At 72.7% G+C, this 23910-nt stretch carries 20 protein-coding genes; 15 read left to right on the top strand and 5 right to left on the bottom strand.

All coding sequences use genetic code 11. From position 1 onward, the window contains the following. Nucleotides 1-94: 94 nt before the first annotated feature. The 11 genes from ACX9MN_RS25205 to ACX9MN_RS25155 all read left to right on the top strand — a co-directional run bounded on the left by ACX9MN_RS25205 (nucleotide 95) and on the right by ACX9MN_RS25155 (nucleotide 11176). A complete protein-coding gene (locus ACX9MN_RS25205; RefSeq protein WP_489725754.1) occupies nucleotides 95-1249 on the top strand; it encodes a transporter substrate-binding domain-containing protein in 1155 nt (384 codons plus the stop codon). Beyond that, nucleotides 1246-1872, top strand: coding sequence for an ANTAR domain-containing response regulator (locus ACX9MN_RS25200; protein ID WP_020096063.1), 627 nt, complete (start codon nucleotides 1246-1248; stop codon nucleotides 1870-1872). The genes ACX9MN_RS25205 and ACX9MN_RS25200 overlap by 4 nt, the downstream gene beginning before the upstream one ends. A 175-nt stretch (nucleotides 1873-2047) precedes the next feature. Continuing rightward, the gene (locus ACX9MN_RS25195) at nucleotides 2048-2893 is read left to right on the top strand and encodes a nitrilase family protein (protein WP_489725753.1); all 846 of its coding nucleotides are present in this window, start codon (nucleotides 2048-2050) and stop codon (nucleotides 2891-2893) included. Between the two features lie 37 nt (nucleotides 2894-2930). Beyond that, a complete protein-coding gene (locus tag ACX9MN_RS25190; protein WP_489725752.1) occupies nucleotides 2931-4097 on the top strand; it encodes a substrate-binding protein in 1167 nt (388 codons plus the stop codon). Between the two features lie 357 nt (nucleotides 4098-4454). After that, nucleotides 4455-5288, top strand: a complete 834-nt coding sequence (locus ACX9MN_RS25185; RefSeq protein ID WP_020096060.1) for a branched-chain amino acid ABC transporter permease — start codon at nucleotides 4455-4457, stop codon at nucleotides 5286-5288. Further along, a complete protein-coding gene (locus tag ACX9MN_RS25180; protein WP_489725751.1) occupies nucleotides 5281-7110 on the top strand; it encodes a branched-chain amino acid ABC transporter ATP-binding protein/permease in 1830 nt (609 codons plus the stop codon). The genes ACX9MN_RS25185 and ACX9MN_RS25180 overlap by 8 nt, the downstream gene beginning before the upstream one ends. Further along, nucleotides 7103-7846: an ABC transporter ATP-binding protein gene (locus ACX9MN_RS25175; RefSeq protein WP_489725750.1), complete on the top strand. Its 744-nt coding sequence runs from the start codon at nucleotides 7103-7105 to the stop codon at nucleotides 7844-7846. Before ACX9MN_RS25180 ends, ACX9MN_RS25175 begins: the two co-directional genes overlap by 8 nt. A 146-nt stretch (nucleotides 7847-7992) precedes the next feature. Further along, nucleotides 7993-8925 (top strand): DUF1028 domain-containing protein, encoded by a 933-nt coding sequence (locus tag ACX9MN_RS25170; protein ID WP_489725749.1) that lies wholly within the window; start codon nucleotides 7993-7995, stop codon nucleotides 8923-8925. Next, on the top strand, nucleotides 8906-10318 hold the full coding sequence (locus tag ACX9MN_RS25165) for an amidase (RefSeq protein ID WP_489725748.1): 1413 nt from the start codon (nucleotides 8906-8908) through the stop codon (nucleotides 10316-10318). The genes ACX9MN_RS25170 and ACX9MN_RS25165 overlap by 20 nt, the downstream gene beginning before the upstream one ends. 166 nt (nucleotides 10319-10484) lie before the next feature. Beyond that, nucleotides 10485-10715 (top strand): hypothetical protein, encoded by a 231-nt coding sequence (locus ACX9MN_RS25160; protein WP_020096055.1) that lies wholly within the window; start codon nucleotides 10485-10487, stop codon nucleotides 10713-10715. A 44-nt stretch (nucleotides 10716-10759) separates the two neighbouring features. Continuing rightward, nucleotides 10760-11176, top strand: coding sequence for a DUF1236 domain-containing protein (locus ACX9MN_RS25155; protein ID WP_489725747.1), 417 nt, complete (start codon nucleotides 10760-10762; stop codon nucleotides 11174-11176). A gap of 204 nt (nucleotides 11177-11380) precedes the next feature. Here ACX9MN_RS25155 and ACX9MN_RS25150 read toward each other — a convergent pair whose 3' ends face one another. The 5 genes from ACX9MN_RS25150 to ACX9MN_RS25130 form a co-directional block, all read right to left on the bottom strand. Continuing rightward, nucleotides 11381-14857 (bottom strand): CheR family methyltransferase, encoded by a 3477-nt coding sequence (locus ACX9MN_RS25150; RefSeq protein ID WP_489725746.1) that lies wholly within the window; start codon nucleotides 14855-14857, stop codon nucleotides 11381-11383. Further along, entirely contained in the window at nucleotides 14838-15398 is a 561-nt protein-coding gene (locus ACX9MN_RS25145; RefSeq protein WP_020096052.1) for a PAS domain-containing protein, read from the bottom strand. Before ACX9MN_RS25145 ends, ACX9MN_RS25150 begins: the two co-directional genes overlap by 20 nt. A 221-nt stretch (nucleotides 15399-15619) precedes the next feature. Further along, nucleotides 15620-18202, bottom strand: coding sequence for a PAS domain-containing protein (locus ACX9MN_RS25140; protein ID WP_489725745.1), 2583 nt, complete (start codon nucleotides 18200-18202; stop codon nucleotides 15620-15622). 235 nt (nucleotides 18203-18437) lie between these two features. Continuing rightward, the gene (locus tag ACX9MN_RS25135; RefSeq protein ID WP_447683692.1) at nucleotides 18438-18794 is read right to left on the bottom strand and encodes a hypothetical protein; all 357 of its coding nucleotides are present in this window, start codon (nucleotides 18792-18794) and stop codon (nucleotides 18438-18440) included. 177 nt (nucleotides 18795-18971) lie between these two features. Next, nucleotides 18972-20072 (bottom strand): SMP-30/gluconolactonase/LRE family protein, encoded by a 1101-nt coding sequence (locus ACX9MN_RS25130; protein WP_091683246.1) that lies wholly within the window; start codon nucleotides 20070-20072, stop codon nucleotides 18972-18974. Between the two features lie 226 nt (nucleotides 20073-20298). Here ACX9MN_RS25130 and ACX9MN_RS25125 point away from each other — a divergent pair, with 226 nt between their 5' ends. The 4 genes from ACX9MN_RS25125 to ACX9MN_RS25110 all read left to right on the top strand — a co-directional run bounded on the left by ACX9MN_RS25125 (nucleotide 20299) and on the right by ACX9MN_RS25110 (nucleotide 23895). Then, nucleotides 20299-20553 carry a DUF6894 family protein gene (locus ACX9MN_RS25125; protein ID WP_020096048.1) on the top strand — a complete coding sequence of 85 codons (255 nt, stop codon included), beginning with the start codon at nucleotides 20299-20301 and terminating at the stop codon, nucleotides 20551-20553. Further along, nucleotides 20554-21576, top strand: coding sequence for a Holliday junction branch migration DNA helicase RuvB (gene ruvB / locus ACX9MN_RS25120; protein ID WP_489725744.1), 1023 nt, complete (start codon nucleotides 20554-20556; stop codon nucleotides 21574-21576). Between the two features lie 67 nt (nucleotides 21577-21643). Beyond that, nucleotides 21644-22264: a glutathione S-transferase family protein gene (locus ACX9MN_RS25115; protein ID WP_489725743.1), complete on the top strand. Its 621-nt coding sequence runs from the start codon at nucleotides 21644-21646 to the stop codon at nucleotides 22262-22264. A 59-nt stretch (nucleotides 22265-22323) separates the two neighbouring features. Further along, nucleotides 22324-23895 carry an ABC transporter substrate-binding protein gene (locus ACX9MN_RS25110; protein ID WP_489725742.1) on the top strand — a complete coding sequence of 524 codons (1572 nt, stop codon included), beginning with the start codon at nucleotides 22324-22326 and terminating at the stop codon, nucleotides 23893-23895. Nucleotides 23896-23910: the final 15 nt, after the last annotated feature.

Raw genomic sequence — 23910 nt, 5'->3', positions numbered from 1 at the left:
GGCGCGGGGGAACGGCTTTCGCGGCGGGTCCTCCCTCGGCTAGGACAGCGGGGCGCGCAGCCCTCCGGGTGCCTGCGGCGAGCCCGGGGGGACCATGGCGGCCAAGGATGAAGCGACGTGGCGGGTCGGCGTCCTGTTCTCCCGCAGCGGGGTGAGCGGCATCACCGAGACCGAGCACTTCCTCGGCACCGCCCTGGCGATCGAGGAGATCAACCGGGCCGGCGGCGTGCTCGGGCGCCCGATCGAGCCCGTCTGCTACGACCCCGCCGGCGACAACGACGCCTACCGCACCCTGGCCCGGCGGATGCTCGCCGAGGACGGGGTCGAGGTGGTGTTCGGCTGCTCGCTCTCGGCGAGCCGGAAGTCGGTCATGTCCACCGTCGAGCGGCACAACGGCCTGCTCTGGTACCCGTCGATCTACGAGGGCTTCGAGTACTCGGAGAACATCATCTACACCGGCGCGACCCTCAACCAGAACGTCTTCGCACTGGCCGACTACCTGATGCAGGAGCACGGGCCGCGGATCTTCCTGATCGGCTCCGACTACATCTACCCGCGGGAATCGAACCGGGTCATGCGCGACCTGATCGAGGCGAAGGGCGGGACCATCGTGGGCGAGCTGTACGCGGCCCTCGACGCGGACGACGCGGCCCACGCCGCCATGATCGCGGCGATCCGCGACGCCGCCCCGGACGCGGTCTTCTCCACGGTGGTGGGGCGCGGCGCCGAGCGGCTCTACCGCGCCTACGCCGCGTCCGGCATCGACCGCGCCCGCTGCCCGATCGCCAGCCTCACCCTGGCGGAGGGCCAGATCCGCGCGATCGGCCCCGAGCACTGCACCGGCCACGTCCTGGCGGCGCCGTATTTCGGGGCTCTCGCCGGCGAGGAGAACCGGCGCTTCGTCGCCGCCTTCCAGGCCCGGTTCGGGCCTGAGCGCCCCACCAGCATGTGGTCGGAGACCGCCTACGCGCAGGTCCACCTCTTCGCCCGGGCGCTCGCGGAGGCCGGCACCCTCGACGCCGAGCGCCTCGGCGCGGCGGCCCTGCGGCAGCGCCTCGCGGCGCCGGAGGGCGAACTCGCCTTCGACGGCGAGACGCGCCACATCTGGCTCACCCCCGGCATCGGGGTCGCCCGCGCGGATGGGCAGTTCGACGTCGTCTGGCGGGCGCGGCGGCCGGTGCGGCCCGACCCCTACCTCGCGTGGTCCCGGTTCGAGACGAACTGGCTGGAGGAGGGGCTCGCCGCGTGACCGCCCCCGCCCGCAAGATCCTGGACGACCTGCGGCGCGCCCGCGCCCTCGTCATCCATCCCCGGGACGAGGAGGCCGCCGCTTTGCTGGAGCAGCTCCGCCGCCTCGGCTGCGCGGTCTCCCTGGCGTGGCCGCCGCCCGCCGCCCTGCCGGCCGACATCGACACGCTGTTCATCCAGCTCGACGACGCCCAGGTGATGCACCTGCTGCCGTCGATCGAGGCGATCGAGCCGGCGGTCATCGCCATCGTGGCCTACGAGAGCCCGACCTCCCTGAAGGCGATCGCCGACGTCAACGCCCACGGCGTGCTCAACAAGCCGCTCCACCCGCGGGGCGTGCTGACCCAGTTCGCCCTGGCCCGCTACCGGCGCGGCTACGAGGGCCGGCTCACCAGCAAGATCAATCGGCTGGAGGAGACCATGAAGGGCCGCCGCACCGTCGAGAAGGCGGTCCGGCTGCTCGTGGACCTGAACCGGATCGACGAGGACGCCGCCTACAAGATGCTCCGGGACCGGGCCACCGCCGCCCGCGTGCCGATGGCGAGCGTGGCCGAGAGCGTGGTCTCGGCCCACGAGGCGATGAGCGGTCTCGGCCTGCGCATCGCGTTGGCGGAAAAGACTTGATCGGAGCAGCCTGCCGCATTTATGGTCTTGCGGTCTGTTTCGGGGTGCGTATCGTAGTCTAACCGGGCAAGGTTGCCCCGCAGCAGCAGTGCTGCACGACATCACGGCTTTGAAGCCTCTGGTTCGCGGATGATCTGTCTCCGCGCCCAGGGGCTTTTTGCGTTTCGGAGCTCTCATGGTCCAGGCGAACGATCCCGCGCGCCCGCCGATACGGGTGTCGTGCATCCAGTTCGAGCCGGAATTCGGCGCGGTCGACGCGAACATGGCGCGCGCGTCGGACCTCGTCCGCGCGGCCGCCGCCGAGGGCGGCCGGCTGATCGTGCTGCCGGAACTCGCGAGCACCGGCTACGTGTTCGAATCCGCCGCGGAGGCCGCCGCGCTGGCCGAGCCGGTGCCGGACGGCCCGACCACCCGCGCCTGGGCGGCGCTGGCCGCCGAGCTCGGCGTGCACATCGTGGCGGGGATCGCCGAATCCGCCGGCGAGACCCTCTACAACGCCGCCGTGATCGTCGGGCCCGAGGGCTACATCGGCACCTACCGCAAGGCGCATCTCTGGGATCAGGAGAACGTGTTCTTCGCCAGGGGCGATCTCGGCTTCCCGGTCTTCGACACGGCGCTCGGCAAGGTCGGCGTCGCCATCTGCTACGACGGCTGGTTCCCCGAGACCTTCCGGCAGCTGACCCTCGGCGGCGCCGAGATCGTCTGCATCCCGACCAACTGGGTGCCGATGCCCGACCAGCCCGACGGTGAGGCCGCCATGGCCAACACCCTGCACCGGGCCGCCGCGCACTCGAACGGCATCTTCATCGCCTGCGCCGACCGGGTCGGCGTCGAGCGCGGGCAGCCGTTCGAGGGCCAGAGCCTGATCATCGGGCCGAAGGGCTGGCCGCTCGCCGGACCGGCGAGCCGCGACCGCACCGAGACCGTCTCGGCGCTGGTCGACCTCGACGCGGCCGGGCGCAAGGACCTCAACGCGTTCAATTCGCTCCTGCGCGACCGCCGCGCCGACATCTACGGCTGAGCCCGCTTCGCACCGTCGTCATCCAAGGAGTTCGTTCATGGTGAAATGGTCCCTCGTCGGCGCCGCGGCGCTCGCCCTCGCCGCCGCGCAGGCCGCCACGGCCGCGCAGGCCGCCGACGGCAAGCCGATCGTCATCGGCATCCCGATCGGCCTGTCGGGCGCCAACAGCGTCGTCGCCCCCTCGGTGGTGCAGTCGGCCGAGCTCGCCGTGGAGGAGATCAACGCCAAGGGCGGCGTGCTCGGCCGCAAGCTCGTCCTGGAGGTGGCCGACGACGCCTCGGGGGCGGCCGGCGCCCAGAAGGCCTTCGACAGCCTGATCTACCAGAAGAAGGTCGACGTCCTGATCTCGATGGAGACGAGCGCGGCCCGCAACGCCGGCCTGCCCGCCGTCACCAAGGGGAAGGTGCCGTACATCTACACCTCGTTCTACGAGGGCCATTCCTGCAACAAGAACATGTTCGTGGACGCCTGGGTGCCGGAGCAGCAGGTGCCGCCGGTGGTGGACGCCTTCAAGGCGAAGGGCGCCAAGACCTACTTCCTGATCGGCAGCGACTACGCCTTCGGCCGCGGCATGCTGGGCTTCGCCAAGAGCTACGTCGAGAAGACCGGCGGCAAGGTGGTCGGCGAGGAATACCTGCCGATGGACGGCAGCGACTGGACGGCGATCATCTCCAAGCTGAAGGAGGCCAAGCCCGACGCGCTGATCACCTCGACGGCGGGCGGCGCGCCGAACGTGACGCTGACCAAGCAGCTGCGCGGCGCGGGCGTGTCGCTGCCCTTCGCCAACCTCGCGCTGGACGAGGGCACCGCCAAGAGCATGGGCGCGGACGCCGACGGCGTCTACCTCTCGGCCTCCTACGTCACCGGGATCGACAGCCCGGAGAACAAGGCGTTCCTGGCGGCGATGCAGAAGAAGTTCGGCGCGGAGCTGCGCACGCCCAACGACCTCTCGGTGCCGGAATACGAGGCGATCTACCTCTACAAGGCCGCCGTCGAGAAGGCGGGCGGGACCGAGACCGCCAAGGTCCTGGAGGCGCTCCCGACCGTGAGCTTCACCGGGCCGCGGGGCACGATCACCATGAGCAAGCAGCACCACGCGCCGCTGACCATGTATCTCGGCCAGATCCAGAAGGACGGCACCGTGAAGGTCGCCGGCACCTTCAAGGACGTCGATCCCGGCGAGCAGTGCCCGAAGCTGCAGTGAGGGGCGGGGCACGAGGCCTCGCCCGGGCGGGCGACGATATCCACCCGTCTCGCGCCGACGTCGATGACGGAGCGCCACGTGCCCCCGCTCCCGTGCGGGAGAGGGTTGGGGTGAGGGATTAGACGCTCCAGGATCGAGTGCGCCGTCGTCGCGCTGTCTCGGACGAGACTTCTCCGGAGAGGTCACACCCCTCACCCTGTCCCTCTCCCGCACGGGAGAGGGGACCCGCGCCCGGTCCGGAAGCCGCGGTGCCGTGGTCGATACGTGACTCGGCAAGCCCGCAGAGGGGGAGGGGACCGTCGTCACCCGCCAAATCCCTCCCTCAGCCCGCGACGACACGCGCACCCGGAATCCCCGATGCTGCTCACCCTCGACATCCTGACCACGGCGGCGATCCTGTTCATCGTCGCGATCGGCCTCCTGGCGATCTTCGGCGTGCTCAAGATCATCAACTTCGCCCACGGGGCGTGGCTGACGGTCGGCGCCTACTGCGCGGTGGTGACCGCCAGGCTCGGGCTCAATCCGTGGCTCGCCCTGCCGCTCGCCTTCGTCGTCGGCGCGGCGCTCGGCGGGCTCGCCGAGCACTTCATCATCCGCCCGCTCTACCGGCGGCCGCTGGACGCGATTCTCGCCACCTGGGGGCTCGGCATCGTGGTCGGGCAGCTCATCACCCTGGCCTTCGGCCGGGACGTCCAGCTCACCCCGAACCTCTACGCCGGCACCGTCGCGTTCCTCGGCGTCGACTACTCGGCCTACCGCCTCGTGGCGCTCGGCATCGCGCTGGCGATCGGCACGCTGTTCGCGCTCACCATCGAGCGGACCCGGCTCGGCCTCTCGGCCCGGGCGGTGATCATGAACGAGACCCTGGCGCGCAGCCTCGGCATCGACACGGGCCGGGTGCGCCTCGTCGTGTTCATGCTCGGCGCCGGCTTCGCGGGCCTCGCCGGCGTCCTGCTCACGCCGCTCACCAGCGTCGATCCGAACATGGGCGTCTCCTGGCTGATCGGCGCCTTCATGCTGGTGATGGTCGCCGACGCCTCGTACCTGGCGCTCGCGGCGGCCTGCCTGGTCTTCGGGGCCGCGCAGGTCCTGATCAGCACCTTCGTGAGCCCGATCCTGGGCAGCATCGCCGTCGCGGTGCTCGCCGCCCTCGTGCTGCGGATCAGCCCGAAAGGTTTCTCCCGTGCTTGAGACCCTGCCCGTCGCCGAGCGTGCCGCCGCGGCGCCCCGCGGACGCCGCCTGTCCCGCGCCGCGCCCTTCGTGGTCGCGGGCCTGGCGGCGCTGGCCCTCTGGATCGCGCCGCTCGTCCTCGACACCTTCGCGGTCAACGTCCTGACCCGCTCGATGATCTACGCGGTGCTGGCCGTCACGGTGGACCTGCTCTGGGGCTTCGCGGGGATCCTGACCTTCGGCCAGGCGGCGTTCTTCGGCATCGGCGCCTACGCCACCGCGATGATCCTCGCCGCCTACGGGGCGACGCCGCTCGGGATCGCCGCGGCCATCGCGGCGGCGCTCGTCGCGCCGGCCCTGCTCGGCCTCGCGGTCGGCTGGCTGTCCTTCTACCACCGCTCGACCCCGCTCTACGCCTCGGTGATCTCGCTCGTCGTCCCGATCGTCGTCGTGCAGCTCATCTACGCGGGCGGGGAATGGACCGGCTCCAGCAGCGGCCTCGTCGGCTTCGACGTGCTGCCCTTCGAGACCGAGGGCTATTTCCGCCTCGCGGCCCTGTTCCTGATCGCCGTCACGCTGGCGGCCTGGATCCTGGTCCGGGCCGATGCCGGCCGCGCCCTCGTGGCGCTCCGGGACAACGAGGCGCGCTGCGCCTATCTCGGCCTCAACCCGCGGCGCCTGCAGATCCGGCTGACCGCGTCCCTCGCCGCGGTGGCGGGGCTCGCGGGCTTCCTGTTCGCCAACGCCTCGGGCGTGGTCGCGCCCGAGAATGCCGGCTTCCTGTTCGGCACCGAGCTGGTCATCTGGGTGGCGCTCGGCGGTCGCGGCACGCTGCTCGGCCCGGTGCTCGGCACCGTCGCGATCGACTACCTCGCGGCGAATCTCTCGGGCGACCTGCCGTTCCTCTGGCAGCTCCTCCTGGGCTCGGCCTTCGTGGTCATCATCATCCTGCTGCCGGGCGGCCTCGCCGACCTCGTCGGCCGCCTCTGGCGGGCGCTGCCGGTGGGCCGGCGGCAGCCGGCGCCGCCGCGCCTCGTCGCGCGGGCGGCCGGGACCGAGGCGGCCGGGCCGGAGGTGACCGGGACCGAGGCGACCGGGACCCCGATCCTCAAGGTCGAGAACCTCGCCAAGGCCTACGGCGCCCTGACGGTGCTGGAGGGCATCGACCTCGAGATCCGGGCGGGCGAGCTCGTCAGCCTCGTCGGGCCCAACGGCGCCGGCAAGACCACGCTGATGCGCTGCCTCAGCGACGGCACCGAGCCGTTCAAGGGCGCGATCGCCGTCGGCGGCACGCCGATCACCAGGCTGACGCCGAACCGGATCGTCGGCCTCGGCGTCGGGCGCAAGTTCCAGGTGGCGAGCGTGTTCGAGAGCCTGTCGGTGGCCGACTGCCTCCGCCTCGCCCGGGCGTCCCACGACGGCCTGAGCCCGGTCGGGCGGGCCGAGACGCTGGGCCTGCCGCAGCCCGCCCTCGACGTCCTGCGCATGACCGGCCTCGACCGCCAGCTGACGCAGCCGACGCGCCTCCTGTCCCACGGCCAGAAGCAGGCGCTGGAGCTCGCCATGGTGGTGGCGCTGGAGCCGCGGCTGATCCTGCTCGACGAGCCCACCGCGGGCCTGACCAAGGCCGAGCGCACCACCATCGGGACCGTCCTCAAGGCGCTCACCGCCGAGGGCCGGATCGCCGCCGTGCTGGTCGAGCACGACCTCGACTTCGTGCGCGAGATCTCGTCCCGGATCGTGGTGCTGCACCAGGGCCGGCTGGTCCTGGACGGCACGGTCGAGGACGTCGTGGGCTCCGAACTGGTCCGGACCATCTACTCGGGAGGCGCCCATGGGTGAGGCAGCACGGCGGGCAGCGCGGCAGACAGCGCCGGCGGGGGCCGCCCTCGCCCTCGACGGGGTGTCGAGCGGCTACGGCGCCGTCGCCATCGTGCGGGACGTGTCCCTGTCGGTCGGGCCGGGGGAGATCGTGGCGCTGCTGGGCAAGAACGGCATGGGCAAGACCACGCTGCTCAAGACCGTCCTGGGGATGGTGGCCCTGCGCGGCGGCGCCGTCACGGTCGGGGGCCAGGCGCTCGCCGGCCTCACGCCGGCCAAGCTCAACGCGCTGGGCGTCGGCTACGCGCCGCAGGAGCAGCCCCTGTTCCAGGACCTGTCGATCCGCGACAACCTGCGCCTCGCGGTGCCCGCCGACCGGATGCTGCCGGAGGCGCTGGAGCGGCTGTTCGGCCACTTCCCGTTCCTGAAGGACCGGCTGGCCCAGCGAGCCGGCACCCTCTCTGGGGGTGAGCAGAAGATGCTGATCCTCGGGCGCGCCCTGATGCTGCGCCCGCGCCTCCTGCTGATCGACGAGATCTCCGAGGGCGTGCAGCCCTCGATGGTCGAGCGCCTGCGCGGCGTGCTCGAGGCCGAGCGGGCTTCGGGCGTGTCCATGCTGGTGGTGGAGCAGCACGTCGCCTTCGCACTGGCGCTCGCCGACCGCTACGCGGTGCTCAAGCTCGGCGAGATCGTCGACAGCGGTCCCGCCCGGGTACCGGACGCGCAGGCGCGCGTCATCGATCACTTGGCGGTGTGAGGTCGGCCCGGATCCGCCACCGTCATCGCGAGCGCAGCGAAGCGACCCAGGGTCGCGCCACGCTCCCGGACGGGGCGCTGCTGGATTGCTTCGCTGCGCTCGCAAAGACGGTGGTGGATCAAGATCAAGGAGGAAGCCGCAGGCGCATGAGAGAACTCAACACCTTCTCGATCGCCGCCCGCTGCCCGCGGACCGGCCAGCTCGGCGTCGCGGTGGCGAGCGCCGTCCCGGCGGTGGGCGGGCTGTGCCCGTTCCTCAGGGCCGGGATCGGGGCCGTCACCACCCAGTCCTGGGTGAACCCCTACCTCGCCGCCCGCATCCTCGACGGGCTGGCCGGCGGGCAGGATCCCGACGCCGCGCTGGCGGCGGCCCTCGCCACCGACGACCGGCCGGACCTGCGCCAGCTCGGCCTCGTCGACGGGCAGGGGCGGGCCGCCGCCTGGACCGGCGCCGGCTGCACGGCGGCGGCCGGCCACCGCACCGGGCCCGGCTACGCCGTCCAGGGCAACATGCTCGCCGGGCCGGGCGTTGTCGACGCCATGGTGGCGGCCTTCGAGGGGAGCGCCGCCCAGGATCTCGACGAGCGGCTGATGCGCGCCCTGGAGGCCGGCGACGCGGCCGGCGGCGACCGGCGCGGCAAGCAGTCGGCGGCGCTCAAGATCGTCGCCGCCGAGGATTACCCGCACCTCGACCTGCGGGTCGACGAGCACGCCGAGCCCGTCGCCGAGCTGCGCCGCGTCCTCGCGGTCGCCCGCCGTCAGCTCGTGCCGTTCGTGGCCGGCATGCCGCGGAAGGACAGCCCGGCCGGCGCCCTGCCGGACGACGTCGTGGCGATGCTGCTCAAGCCCCCCGCCGAGCGGCCGGGCGCCGCCGGGGATGCAGCCCCCGACCTGCTGCGCGACGTCGTCGGCCTGCGCCAGGAGCCCCGGCGGGTCGCGCACCTGCTGGCCCAGTTCGCGCCGGTGCTCGCCGAGATCGCGCGGCTCCGCGACCTCGACCTCGCGGACATCCACCCGCCGGTCGTGTTCGATCCGACGCTCCCCTACCGCCGGGTGCCCCATGACGACCGCCGCGACTGACCCCCTCTGGCAAGCCCCGATCACCGAGCTCGCGCGGCGGATCGCGGCGCGGGAGCTGTCGAGCGCCGAGCTCGTCGGCGCCAGCCTCGACCGGATCGCGCGCCTCGACGGCGCCCTGAACAGCATGGTCCACCTCGCGCCCGCGGCCCTCGACGCCGCGCGCGCGGCCGATGCCGAGATCGCCCGGACGGGGCCGCGCGGCCCGCTCCACGGCATCCCGATCGCCGTCAAGGACAACTACACCACCGCCGACATGCCGACCCGGGCCGGCACGGCGGTGGAGGCCCTGACCTTCCCGGCGGCCGACAGCCACGCCGTGGCGCGGCTGCGGGCGGCCGGCGCGGTGATCCTCGGCAAGACGCGGATGCACGAATTCGCCTGGGGCATGGTCACGCCGCCGACCCGCAACCCCTGGGACCCCGACCGGGTGCCCGGCGGCTCCAGCGGCGGCTCGGGCGCGGCGGTCGCGGCCCGCCTCTGCCCGGCCGCCCTCGGCTCGGACACGGGCGGCTCGATCCGGATCCCGGCCGCCCTGTGCGGGATCGTCGGCCTCAAGCCGACCTACGGCCGGGTCGGCCGGTCGGGGATCGTGCCGCATTCCTGGTCCCTCGACCATGCCGGGCCGCTGACCCTGACGGTGGCCGATTCCGCCCTGATGCTGCAGGCGCTCGCCGGCCCGGATCCCGGCGATCCCGCGGCCAGCGCGGCGCCGGTCCCCGACTACACGGCCGGGCTCGACCGGCCGATCCGGGGCCTGCGGGTCGCGGTGATCCGCAACCACTTCTTCGACGCAATCGACGACGACGTCGCCGCCGCCGTCGAGGCGGCGCTCCGCTTCCTCGAAGACCGGGGCTGCGCGGTGCGCGACGTCGCGGTGCCGTCCCTGCGCCACGGCCTCGGCGCCATCTACGCCATCGAGCTCGCCTCCTCGACCGCCTACCACGACCGCAGCCTCGCCCGGGGCCACGTGGCGGGCTTCGCCGCCGACGTCCGCGACCTCGTGGAGATGGGCCGGCTCGTGACCGGGCCGGACTACCTGCGGGCCGAGCAGGTGCGGGCCCTGATCATGGACGAGATGGCCGCCGTCCTGGCCGAGGCCGACGTGATCGTCGGCCCGGCCTCGCCGCTGACCGCGTGGCGGACGGACGAGTCCGCGGTGTTGCTCGGCGGGCGCGCGGAGAGCGTGCTGGCGGCCTCCTGGCGCCTGACCTACCCGTTCAACCTCGCAGGCCTGCCCGCCATCGCGCTGCCCTGCGGCTTCGACCGGCGCGGCCTGCCGATCAGCCTCCAGATCGCCGCCCGGCCCTTCGCCGAGGCCGAGATCCTGCGCGTCGCCCACCAGTACGAGCGGGCGCACGCGTGGTGGTCCCGGGTGCCGCCCCTGGCCGGCTGAGGCGTCGCTCCCGTCCCGAACAGCTGAGCGGGACGGGGGCGGTCGATTGTACACAACCAATACCATGCCGCATCGCGAATATCCGCGTGATCTACCGATCAATGCGCGTGGAACCCTTTCTCCGCCGCTGCCGTTGCTGGCTTCGATTGAAGTCAGGAGGCCAACCATGCGGACCATCATTCTCTCGGGCGCCCTGTTCGCGGCCCTGTGCGGCGCGGCGAGCGCCGAGGAGACCACCGTCATCCGCCGCGACGGGCCCGCCGTCGTCGACCACCGCGACACCGTCGTCGAGAAGCGCGAGGTCACCACCGGCAGCGTCGATTGCGGTTCGAAGACCGTCCACAAGGAGGACGGCATGGGCAACTCCAAGACCGTCCACAAGGAAGGCTGCAACTGATCCTGGGCGGACAGCCGCGCCCTGACGACCCTGGAGATCTCAGCATGACCAACAAGCTTCTTCTGTCGCTGGCGACGGCCGGCCTCCTCGCCCTCCCGGCGGCCGCCCAGGCGCAGGGCACCCTGCGGGGCGCGGCCGAGGGTGCGGCGGTCGGCGCCGACGCGGCCGGCCCGGTCGGCGGCATCGTCGGCGGCGCGGTCGGCGCGGCGACCGGCACGGTCGGCGGCATCCTGGGCGTCGACGACCGCCCGCGGTTCCGCAGCTACGTCCGCGAGCGCGGCGCGCGCTCCTACAGCTGGGGCGGCCCGGTCCGGGTCGGCACCGTGCTGCCGGAGGACAGCGTCACCTACTACGACGTGCCCACCGAGTACCGGGTGCGTCCGGGCTACCGCTACACCATCGTGAACGACCAGCCCGTCCTGGTCGATCGCGGCAACCGCATCGTCGAAGTCATCGACTGAGGGGGGGCGGGGCGCCGGTTCGTCCGGCGCCCTCCGGCATCGTGACTCCTCCCGAACCCGCGGTGAAGGATCGGGAGACCTCGCCGTCTTTGCGAGCGCAGCGAAGCAATCCAGGGTCGCGCAGCATCGGCAAGCGTGGCGCCGACTGGATTGCTTCGCTGCGCTCGCAAGGACGGCCGATGCACGGATATCCCTGAGCGCGCGTCAGCCCCGCAGGAGTGCCGCCTCGGGCAGATGCAGCGTGATCCGGTACTCGGCGTCGTCGTGGCTGCGCGTCACGGTCGCTTCGAGCTGGCGCAGGGACATCTCCACCAGCATCGTCCCGAAACCTCGTCCGGGCCTCGGCTCCGGGACACGGGCCATCCGCTCGCACCAGTCCAGGACGAGCCCGTCGGCCTGCCGGTCCCAGGTGACCGACAGCGCGCCGTCGTCGGCCCCGAGCGCGCCGTACTTCACCGAGTTCGTCGCCCACTCGTGCAGGATCATCGCCAGCGACGACACGTGCCGCCAGTTGATCGCCACGAGGGGGCCCTCGATGACCGTGGGGACGTGGTCGCGGTACGGGCGCAGGGTCGCGCCGATCAGGCCGGCGAGGTCGCTCATGCCCTGGCCGTCGGACGGGTCGGCCAGGGAATGCGCCCGCCCGAGCGCCGAGATGCGGTCGCGCATGTCGGTGGCGAAGACGCCGATCTCCCGGTGCGTGCGGGCGCCCGCCGAGATCATGCCGCCGATGATCGCGAACAGGTTCTTCACCCGGTGGTTCATCTCCCGCAGCATCAGGTCGCGGGTCTCGGCGAGCGCGTATTCGGGCGACACGTCGATGCAGACGCCGACGATCCGCTTCCGGTCGCCGCTCCGGGTCAGGCGCCCGTAGCTGCGGATGTGCCGCGGCGCGTGGTCGGCGGCGCGCACGCGGATGCGCGCCTCGAACTCGTTGAGCCCGTGCGCCGCCTCGGACAGCGCCGCCTCGAAGCCGGGACGGTCCTCGGGCAGCACGCTGGCCGCCAGGGACGCGGTGGGGTGCGGTGTGTCGGGAGCGAGGCCGAACATCGTGCCGGCGATGCTGTCGACCACGACGGTCCCGGCATCCGGGCTGTATTCCCAGACGCCGATGCCCCCGGCCTTCACGGCCAGTTCCAGCCGCTCGCGCTCCGCGGCGAGCTGGCGCTCCAGCGACAGCGCCTCGGTGATGTCGGTGAGCACCAGGGTGGCGCCGTCGACGCTGCCGTTCTGCAGGCGGTAGGGCAGCACCCGCAGCGAGAGCGTGCGCTCCCCGTCCCGGGTGGCGACGCGCCGCTGGATCACCGAGCCGCCGGCGCAGACCTCCTGGGCGTCGTGCAGGTACTCGTGCCCGGCGAGCCGGCTCGACACGTCGGCGAGGGGGCGGCCGCGATCGCCCGGCTGCAGCGGGAAGATCGTGGTGGCCGACGTGGTGAAGCTGCGCACCTTCAGCTCGCGGTCGAGCACCACGACGGCGAGGTCGGTGGATTCGAAGAAATTGCGCAGGTCGGCATTGGCGATGGTGAGCTGCTCGACCTTGGTCTTCAGCTCGTCGTTGACCGTGGACAGCTCCTCGTTCGTCGACTGGAGCTCCTCGTTCATCGACATCATTTCTTCGTTGGAGCTCTTCAGCTCCTCGTTCGTCGTCTCCAGCTCCTCGACCGCCGAGCGCAGCTTGTAGCGGGTGCGCAGCAGCTCCTCTTCCAGCGCCTCGACGTGGTCGCCGCCGGCATCCATCTCGATCAGGTCGAGGTCGTCCGCCGCCCGGAAGGCGCCCGTGTCGCGCAGGACCAGGAGCATCGAGCCGTCGGGCAGGGGATCGCAGATCAGCTCCACCGGCTGGACGCCGTATTCCGAGCGGATCTCCACGTCGCGGACGACCACGCGCTTGCGCGCGTCGCGGGTCTGGCGGAGCAGCGGGCCGATGACGTCGCGCAGGCCCGGGCGCGCCAGGGTGATGGCGCTGGTGCCGCCGGTCCGGGTCACCGGGAAGTCGAAGTAGCGGCTCAGGCGCCCGTAGGCGGCGATGATGCCGCCGTCCTCGTTGAGCACCATGCTGGGCGGGGCGTAGCGCTCCATGACGCGGCGCACCGCCACGGTCTCGTCGGCGATCGAGGGCTCGCCGCGCCGCTCCTCGCGCCCGCCGCGCCGGGCCTCGCCCCGGCGGGCGCTCCCCGGCAGGTCGATCGGGTATTGCGGCGCGCCCGGCGGCCGCTCGAACAGGCGGGCGTGCTGGTCGATGACCGGGAACAGGTGCTCGAAGCGGCTGACGCTCTCCGAGGGGCCGAGGAACAGGTAGCCCCCCGGCCGGACCGCGTAGTGGAACAGCGGCACCACCGATTGCTGGAGGCGCTCGTCGAAGTAGATCAGCAGGTTGCGGCAGGACAGGAGGTCGACCCGCGAGAAGGGCGGGTCCTTGACCAGGCTGTGGCTGGAGAAGCGGATCAGGTCGCGGATCTCGGCCGCGACGGTGAAGCGCTCGGCGTGGAGGACGACGTAGCGCTCCCGCAGATGGGCCGGGATGTCGGCGAGCGCGGCGGCCGGGTAGGTCGCCTCCCGGGCGATCTGGAGCATGCGCTCGTCGATGTCGGTGGCGAAGATCTGGACCGCCGGCGGCAGGCCGAGGCGGCGGGCGGCGTCGGCGAACAGCATGGCGATGCTGTAGGCCTCCTCGCCGCTGGAGCAGCCCGGGATCCAGACCCGGATGTCCTCCTCGGGATCGCGGGTGCGCAGCAGGGGCTCCACCACGCGCTCCCGGAGGAGCTCGAACATCTCGGCGTCGCGGAAGAAGCGGGTGACGTTGATCAGGAGGTCGCGGAACAGCGCCTCGCACTCGGTCTTGTCGGCCCGGACGCGGCCGAGATAGGCCCGGCCGGACTCGAGCCCGAGGACGTGCATGCGCCGCTCGACACGCCGGACCAGGGTGGTCCGCTTGTAGCCGGCGAAGTCGTGGCCCACCGCCGCGCGGATGACCCGGCAGAGGTCGTCGATGTGGTCGGCGACGAGGCGGGACTCGGCGTCGACGGCGTCGGTGCCGCGGCGGCGGAAGAAGGTGGTGAGGCAGTCGACGATCTCGCCCGGCGGCCGCACGAAGTCGACGAGGCTGGTCCCGACCGCCGAGAGCGGCATGCCGTCGTAGCGGGCGGTGTCGGGCTGCTGCACCACGCAGACGCCGCCGTGCTCCTTGATGGCCCGCAGGCCGGTCGTGCCGTCGGCCCCCGTGCCCGACAGGATCACGCAGGCGGCGTTGGCCTGCTGGTCCACCGCGAGCGACAGGAAGAAGTCGTCGATCGGCCGGCGCAGGCCCCGCGGCTGGACGAAATGGGTGAGTTCGAGGACGCCGTTCTGGATGACGAGGCCCCGGCCGGGCGGGATGATGTAGACCTTGTCGCCCGCGATCCGCTCCCCGCCCTCGCACTGGAGCACCTCCAGCTCCGTCTGCCGGTCGAGGAGCTGCGCCAGCATGCTCTCGTGGTTGGGGTCGAGGTGCTGGACGATGACGAAGGCCATGCCGGTCGGCGGCCGGGCGCGCGCCAGCATCTCCCGCAGGGCCTCGAGGCCCCCCGCCGAGGCACCGATTCCCACGACCGGCCCGGCGAAGGGCGGCGCCGTCACCGTCCCGGCGCCGTCCAGGACCTCCGAGGCCTCGCCTCCGGGGGCGTTAAGGAAATCCTGGTGCATCGAGATCCGCGAGCGTGAGCTTGGCCTGCGCGACCGTGGCGACCGTGTTGGCGATCGTCATCAGCGAGCCCTCGATGACGAGCCCACTCTCCGCAAGCGTCGGGGTCAGCCGGGACAGGGTCCGGCCCAGTTCTGCATCGTAGGCGGAAAGCAACTCGGGTTGCGAGCGGCTGACGTCGAATTGGGATGCGAAAAGGTAGCGCACCTCGCCCGAGAGCGCCTTCAGTTTGGACATGTACAGCAGGTTGACGAAGGGCTTCCCGTCCTTGCGGAAATTCACGATCGGCGTGCGCACCGTGTCCTGACGGTCGTTCTCCAGGAAGGCGTGGATCTTGGCCCGCGCCTCCCGGTTGTCGGCGTCGCGCTGGAGGAGGCGGCAATTGCGCCCGACGACCTCCGCGCCCGTGTAGCCGGTGAGCTGGTGGAACCGCTCGTTCACCAGGAGCAGGACGTTGTCGTCGCCCGCCGCGGCCAGCGCCAGGGCGATGTGGGATTTCTCGAAGAAGGTCGTGAGTTCGGCCGGGATGGTCTGCGTGTCCACGGTAGCTTCCCTGTCGCCTCCGTTCGGCGCGGCCCTGCCGGTCCGCTCCCGGGCCCGCCCGCCGGGCCCCGTGCCGAGGACGCCCGCGATGGTGCCCGCGAGGTCGCCCTCATGGGCGCGCCGGCGCGGTATGGCAATGACGCCCGGGCCGGAGAACCCGTTCCGCGCGGGCCTGCGACGCCGTGTGCCGGAGGCGAACCGCCCGCCCGGGCCTCCGGGCCTCAGCCCTCGCCGCCGATGATGCCGCGGATGCGGGTCGCGAGCGCCTCCAGGGCGAAGGGCTTCGTCATCACCTGCATGCCGGGGCCGAGATGGCCGTGGTTGAGGGCGGCGTTCTCGGCGTAGCCGGTGATGAACAGGACCTTCAGGTCGGGCCGGTGCTGGCGGCCGGCATCGGCCATCTGGCGGCCGTTCATGCCGCCGGGCAGGCCGACATCGGTGATCAGCATGTCGACGCGCACGTCCGACTGGAGGACCTTCAGCCCCGAGGCGCCGTCCGCCGCCTCGATCGCCGCGTAGCCGAGATCCTCCAGCACCTCGGTGACCAGCATCCGCACGGTCGGCTCGTCGTCCACCACCAGGACCGTCTCGCCCTGCTCGGCGCGGGGCGCGTGGGCGAGGTCCGGCAGGATCACCTCGGCCTCCGCCTCGCCGAGATGGCGGGGCAGGTAGAGGCAGACCATCGTGCCCTGGCCGACCTCCGAGTAGATCCGGACCTGCCCGCCGGACTGCTTGGCGAAGCCGTAGATCATCGACAGGCCGAGGCCCGTGCCCTCGCCGATCGGCTTGGTGGTGAAGAACGGGTCGAAGGCCTTGGCGACCACGTCGGGGGTCATGCCGGTGCCGTTGTCCGAGACGCAGAGCGTCACGTACTGCCCCGGCTCCAGCTCGCGCTCCTGGGCGGCCCGGTGGTCGAGCCAGCGGTTGGCGGTCTCGATGACGATGCGCCCGCCCGCCGGCATCGCGTCCCGGGCGTTGATGCAGAGGTTGAGCAGCGCGTTCTCGAGCTGGCTCGGATCGACCAGCGTCGGCCACAGGCCGCCGGCCCCGACCGACTCGATCGCCACCGCGGGGCCGACCGTGCGGCGCACGAGCTCCATCATGCCCTCGACCAGGCGGTTCGCGTCCGTCGGCTTCGGGTCGAGGGTCTGGCGGCGCGAGAAGGCCAGCAGGCGGTGGGTCAGGGCGGCGGCGCGCTTGGCCGCGCCCTGCGCCGCGCCGATGTAGCGGTCGAGGTCGCCGACCCGCCCCTGCAGCATCCGGGTCTGCATCAATTCCAGCGAGCCGACGATGCCGGCCAGCATGTTGTTGAAGTCGTGGGCGAGCCCGCCGGTGAGCTGGCCGACCGCCTCCATCTTCTGCGACTGGCGCAGGGCCTCTTCGGCGCGCATCAGCTCGGCCGTCCGCTCGGCGACCCGCTGCTCCAGGGTCTCGTTGAGGCTGCGCAGCGCCGCGGCGACGCGGTCCCGCTCCGCCTCGACGGCACGGCGCTCGTCCACGTCGATCAGGACCCCGGGGAAGCTCAGGGGCGTGCCGTCGGGCGCGTGGTCGACGCGGCCGTTGGCCTCCAGCCAGTAGTAGCGCCCGTCCGCCCGGCGGACCCGGTACTGGTGCGCGTAGGCGCCGCCCCGGACGACGGCCGCGTTGATGGCCGCGGCCAGCCCGGGCTGGTCGTCCGGATGCACGGTCGCGACGATCCGGGCGAGCGGGATGCCGTCCCGGCCCAGCGCCGGGTCGAGGCCGAAGCTGCGGGCGAAGCCCTCGTCGACCGTGAACCGGTCGCTCGGCAGGTCCCAGTGCCACGTGCCGATGATGGCGCCGGCCGCGAGGGCGAGCTGCACCCGCTCGATGTTGGTCCGGGCGAGCGCCTCGCTGGCGCGCAGGGCGTCCTCCGCCTGCCGGCGCGCGGTGATGTCCCGGAACAGCACCGAGACCTGGCGCCGGCTCGCCGGCCCGATCCGGGCGGCCGAGACGTCGATGAAGCGGTCGGCCTGGGCGAAGAAGCGCTCGAACCGGATCGGGACGCCGGTGCGGAGCACGCCGCCGTAGAGCTCGAGCCAGGCCTCCGCGTCCTCGGCCGAAACGAGGTCGCGCAGCGTCCGCCCGACGATGCCGGCGATGCCGGTGTGGCGCTCGTAGCCGGGATTGGCCTCGACGTGGACGTAGTCGCTGAGCGGGCCGTGCGGGCCGTCGAAGAACTCGATGATGCAGAAGCCGTCGTCGATGGCCTCGAACAGCGTCCGGTAGCGCTCCTCGCCGGCGCGCAGGGCGTCGCGGGCCTCGCGCTGCTCGGTGATGTCGCGCGCGACCCCGGAGAACCGCACCGGCCGCCCCGCGGCGTCGCGCTCGATCTCCCCCTGCCGGGCGATCCAGCGGATCTCGCCGGTATCCGGTCGCCGGATCCGGTAGGCGACGTCCCGCGGGGGGTCGCCGCGGCGCCGGCTCGCCGCCGTCGAGACGAGGGCCCGGTCCTCCGGCAGGATCAGCGCCTCGACCAGCTCGGCCGGGTAGGTGTCGCGCTCCGGCAGGCCGTAGAGCCGGCAGAATTGCGGGGTCGGGTGCAGGAGCCCGTCCGCGACCCCCACGGTGAACAGGCCGATCCCGCCCGCCTCCTGCGCCCGCAGCAGGCGCGCCTCGGCCTCCCGGAGGGCGAGGCCGGCCCCGGACAGGTCGGCGGGGGGCTGCGGGAGCGTCGGGGCGTCCGCCTCAGCGCCGGTGGCGGCCGCCCGCGCCCGGAGCCCGGCGGCCTCCGCCTCCAGCGCGCGGGCGCGCCGCAGGAGCGCCTCGGTCCCCGTCTCGTCCACGCTCAGCGCCCGTGCGTCGCGATGGACTCCCCCGCCGGCCGCGCGGGGCGGTCGGGGCGGATCGCCGAAATCGGGAGGGCGGGGGATACGGGCACGGGGCTGGCGCTGCGACAGAGGGGCGGGGCGTGGGCGCCTTCTGCCGGAAACGGACCTGGGACGCCACGGGACCGGACCATAACGCGCGGAAACCGCTAAGGCTGCGTCGGCCGGCCCGGCGGGCGACGGGGGCCGCCGGCTACGGCTCGGCGAGGCGGCAGGTCGCGCTGCTCGCGCGGGGCCAGCCGTAGTAGATCGTCTCGGCCTGCACGTCGGCGAGGCTCACGACCTCCGGCACCGAGGCCTGCTGCGTGTCGAGCACCGTCCCGCCGGCCCCCGTGAAGGTGCAGAGCACGGTCACGTTCGTCGCGAGGTCCGGGCCGGTGTTGCGCAGGTTGACCATCGCCCGCTGCGGCTCGTGCGAGTCCGGCGGCGTGTGCAGCCGGGTCTCCCGCAGGACCAGGGCGGCGTCGGCCCGCGCCGGCGGGGCGAACGTGACGATCAGGCCGGCAGCCAGGAAGGCGCCGGCCCACCGCGACGACTGCATCCTGCGCATGGTCGGTCCATCCTCTCCTCGTGCCGGGTCTCGGTGCCGGATCCCGGTACAGGGTCCCGGTACAGGGTCCCGGGCTCGGCACCCGCCTCGATCCAACTTGTAACCCGGGTTCCGGGTTCGGCGTCAGCCGCTGCCCGCCCGACGCGAGGCCGCCCCTGGGACCGGGCCGATCCATCCTCAGTTGCGCAGCGGCTCGGCGTCGATCTGCATCCGGTAGATCGTCGTCGGGAACTTGACCGTCGAGGCCGCGCCGCCGCTCATCGCAGGCGTGCGGTTCATCTGCGCCGCCGGGATCCACAGGCCGCCCTGCTCGTCGATCCACATCGCGTCGACCCACACGAGCCGCGGGTCCTGCACCAGCGTGCTCACGGTCCCGTCCGGCGCGATCTTGAGGATCCGCAGGCCGTCCGTGTCGCTCGCGTAGATGGTGCCGCCCGCGTCGATGGCGGTGCCGCCCGTCGCCACCGTGGCGGCGTGGAGCTTCACGTGCCGGGCGCGCTCGTCGTCGCTCACGGCCGCGTCGTCGAGGTACCGGGTCTCGATGCTGTAGAGCGGCCCGGTGCACGCTTGGTAGTAGAAGGTCTTGCCGTCCGGCGAGACTTCCAGCTGGTCGGCGTGGATGAAGAGCAGCTTGTCCTTGTCGTCCCGGAGCACCCGGCCCTGGCCGGTCAGCGGGCGCTGCGCGATCGTCGACCAGTGTCCGTCGAGCACCCGCCGGAGGCCGCCGGTCTCGCGGTCGAGGACGATCAGACCGGGCTGGCCGGCATCCGTCAGGTAGATGTGGCCGCCGTTGAACCGGAAATCGTCGATGAAGCTCTTCTCGGTGGTCGCCGCCTGCAGCGGGTAGACCCTGCGCACGGCGTTCGTGGCGAGGTCGATCTGCACGAGCTTCGGGCCGCCCGGCAGCGGCGCCGCGCCCATGCCGGGCGCGCCCTTGTCGACCACCCAGAGGTCCCCGTCCGGCCCGATCCGGATGGCGTTGACCGCCACGAAGGCCTTGGCCGGGTCGTCACCCGTCTTCCAGGCGTTCCAGGCCGCGTCGGGGTACGGGACCGCCTTGCCGTCCCGCCACTCGCCGAGCTCGATCCCCTTGTCCTGGCTCTGCCGCTGGAACGGCGAGAACAGCCGGCCGTCCGCGGACCGGGTGATGCCGTTGAAGACGAGGTCGTTCGACTCCACCATCGGCTTCAGGGCGTCGGACCCGGCCGGCGCCTCGGCGGCGCGGCCGGGCGCGCCGAGGCCGGCGGCCAGCAGGAGGGCGAGGAGCGTGGCGCGCATGGTGGGTTCCCGGTCCGGCGGTGAGGCGTCTCGCCCGGTAAGCCCGCGGGGCGCGCGGTGTTCCGGTCCGGTCCCATCGGCCGCAGTCGTGAGTCCGGCGCGGGTCCGGCGCGGGTCCGTTCCGGGGACGCCTGCGACGCTTCGCCGGGGCTGGATCCGGCCGAGAACAGAACATATAGTGAACACAGGGTGAGCGCCGCGCGGGGCGGCCGAGGAGGAGCGAGGGATGGCCAAGTACCGGTTCCACTGCACCAACGGCCTCGAATGCGTGTTCGACGCCCGCGGCACCGAGGTCCGCGCGACGGCGCGCCTCGTCGACCGCGCCCGCAAGGTCGCCTCCGACGTGCGGCGCTCGCTGGCCAACCGCACCGACTGGGCCGAGTGGCGGGTAAGCGTGCACGACCTCTCGGGCCGGCGGGTCCTGGTGCAGCCCTTCGTGCAGCCCTTCGAGAAGGCGTCGGGTCGCGCCAGGGCGGCCTGAATGGCGACGCCGATCAGGACGGTCGCGCAGGGGTCCGGTGCCGCGGCCGCGGAGCCGGATCAGACGATCCGTCCGCTGAGCCTCGCCGAGTTCATCGGTCAGCGCGCGGCGCGGGCGAACATGCAGGTGTTCATCGAGGCGGCGAGGAAGACCGGGCAGGCGCTCGACCACGTGCTGTTCGTCGGGCCGCCCGGGCTCGGCAAGACCACGCTCGCCCAGATCGTGGCGCGCGAGCTCGGCGTGAACTTCCGCTCGACCTCCGGGCCGGTGATCGCCAAGGCCGGGGATCTGGCCGCCCAGCTCACCAACCTGGAGGAGCGCGACGTCCTGTTCATCGACGAGATCCACCGGCTCAACCCGGCGGTCGAGGAGATCCTCTACCCGGCCATGGAGGATTACCAGCTCGACCTGATCATCGGCGAGGGCCCGGCGGCGCGCTCGGTCAAGATCGAGCTGCCGAAGTTCACGCTGGTCGGCGCCACGACGCGGGCGGGGCTGCTGACGACGCCGCTGCGCGACCGGTTCGGCATCCCGATCCGGCTGGAGTTCTACGAGATCGACGAGCTGGAGCAGATCGTGGCGCGCGGCGCGCGGGTGCTGGGTCTGGGCATGTCGGCGGAGGGCGCCAACGAGATCGCCCGTCGGGCGCGGGGCACGCCGCGGATCGCGGGGCGGCTCTTGCGGCGGGTGCGGGACTTCGCGGTGGTGGCGGAGGCCGAGACGGTGACGCGGGCGATCGCCGACCGGGCGCTGCATCTCTTGGATGTGGACGGGGCGGGTCTCGACGTGATGGACCGCAAGTACCTGAGCCTGATCGCGCGTTCGTTCGGGGGCGGGCCGGTGGGGATCGAGACGATCGGGGCGGCGCTGTCGGAGCCGCGGGACGCGATCGAGGACATCATCGAGCCCTACCTGATCCAGCGCGGCTTCGTGCAGCGCACACCCCGCGGACGCGTCCTCACCCGACACGCCTACCGGCATCTCGGCCTGCCGGAGCCGGAGCCGGCCCCGGTCGCCGCCTGAGCGCCGGCCGAATTGCCGGATCCCGTCACGGGCCCTAGCTTCCCTCGGCACAGCGGAGGCGCCCGCGATGATCGATCTCTACGCCTGGAACACCCCCAACGGCCGGAAGATCAGCGTGGCGCTGGAGGAGATGGCGCTGCCCTACCGGGTCATCCCGGTCGACATCACGCAAGGGGCGCAGCACGCGCCGGACTTCCTGGCGATCAGCCCGAACAACCGCATCCCCGCCATCGTCGATCCGGACGGGCCGGACGGGTCCCCGATCCCGGTGTTCGAGTCCGGCGCGATCCTGCTCTACCTCGCCGAGAAGACCGGCCGCTTCCTGCCCGAGGACCGGCGGCAGCGCGTCGCCGCCCTGGAATGGCTGATGTGGCAGATGGGCGGCTTCGGGCCGATGCCCGGCCAAGTCCACCACTTCCTGACCGTCGCGGAGGCCGACCGCGCCTATGGGCTCGCCCGCTACAGCAAGGAGACGCACCGGCTCTACGGCGTGCTGGACCGGCGCCTCGCGCAGGTCGCGTACGTCGCGGGGCCGCTCTCGGTGGCGGATTTCGCGATCCTCGGCTGGGCGTGGCGCCACGAGCGCCACCAGGTCGACCTCGCCGATTACCCGCACGTCCGGCGCTGGTACGACCGGATGATGGAGCGCCCCGCCGTGCAGCGGGGCTTCGCCGTCCCGCTGAGCTGAGGCGGGGCGCCCCTGGTCCGGTGCTTGCGACGCCGGGATCCACCGTTCGGGGAGTGACGATGAGGCGACGGACCTTCCTGGCCGCGGGGGCCGCGGCCCTGGCGGCCCCCTCCGTCGGGCTGGCGCAGGGCGCCCGGGTCCTGCGCATGGTCCCCCAGGCGAACGTCACCTCCATCGATCCGATCTGGACGACGGCGATCGTGACCCGCAACCACGCCTACGTGGTCTACGACACGCTGTTCGGCCTCGACGCCGACCTGCGGCCGCAGCCGCAGATGGCGGCCGGCCTCAAGGTCGAGCAGGACGGGCGCCGGGTGACGATCCCCCTGCGCGCGGGCCTGCGCTTCCACGACGGCACGCCGGTCCTGGCGCGGGACTGCGTCGCCAGCATCCGGCGCTGGGCGGCCCGCAACGGCTTCGGCCAGACCCTGATGGCCGCCACCGACGAGCTCGCCCACGACGGCGACACCGACATCGTGTTCCGGCTGAAGGCACCGTTCCCGCTCCTGCCGCAGGCGCTGGCGAGTGTCAGCCAGCCGGCCTTCGTCATGCCCGAGCGGGTCGCCCAGACCGACCCGTACAAGCAGATCACCGACGCCACCGGCTCCGGGCCGTTCCGCTGGAAGGCCGACGAGTTCAACTCGGGCAGCCTGATGGTCTACGAGCGCCACCCCGGCTACGTGCCGGCGCCCGGCACACCGAGCCTGACGGCCGGCGGCAAGGTCGCCCATTTCGACCGGATCGAGTGGCGGATCATCGCCGACGGCGCCACCGCGGCGGCGGCCCTGCAGAACGGCGAGATCGACTGGTACGAGCAGCCGCCGCCCGAGCTCCAGCAGCTGCTCGCCCGCAACCGCGACATCGTGGTGGAGGGCCTCGACCGGCTCACCAACCCGGCGATCCTGCGGATGAACCACCTGCAGCCGCCCTTCGACGACGTCGCGGTGCGCCGGGCGGTGCTGCCGGCGATCGTCCAGAGCGACTTCATGGCGGCGATCGTCGGCGACGATCCCGGGGCCTACGACGACCGCTGCGGGATCTTCACGCCCGGCACGCCGATGGCGAGCCAGGTCGGCCTGGAGGCGCTCACCGGGCCGCGCAGCCTGGAGGCGGCCCGCGCGGCGCTCAGGGCCTCGGGCTACGACGGCGCGAAGATCCGGCTGATCGGCCCCACGGACCTGCTGGCGCCCGCGGCGCTGACCCAGGTCGCGGCCGACCTGCTCCCCCGGATCGGCTTCAACGTCGACCTGGCCCTGAGCGACTGGGGCACGGTGATCCAGCGGCGCGTCTCCCGCGAGCCCGTCGAGAAGGGCGGCTGGTCGGTGCTGCTCACCACCTTCTCGTCCTTCGACAACGCCGACCCCGCCGCCCTGCAGCCGCTCCGGGCCAGCGGGCCGAACGCGTGGTTCGGCTGGCCGTCGGTGCCGCGGCTGGAGGCACTCCGGACCGCGTGGTTCGCGGCCCCCGACGCGGAGGCGCGCCGGGCGATCTGCGCCGACATGCAGCGGATCGCCCTCGAGGAGGTCGTGTTCGTGCCGGTCGGCTCCTACCGCTCGATGACGTCCTACCGGCGCGACCTCACGGGCCGCCTCCCGGGCTTCCCGATCCTCTGGAACCTCCGGCGCGCCTGAGGGCGCGGCTCCGCC

The organism is Methylobacterium sp. 1A (genome assembly GCF_058072805.1).
The sequence above is the reverse complement of the archived record's forward strand: the minus strand, read 5'-3'. Positions and strand labels throughout refer to the sequence as shown.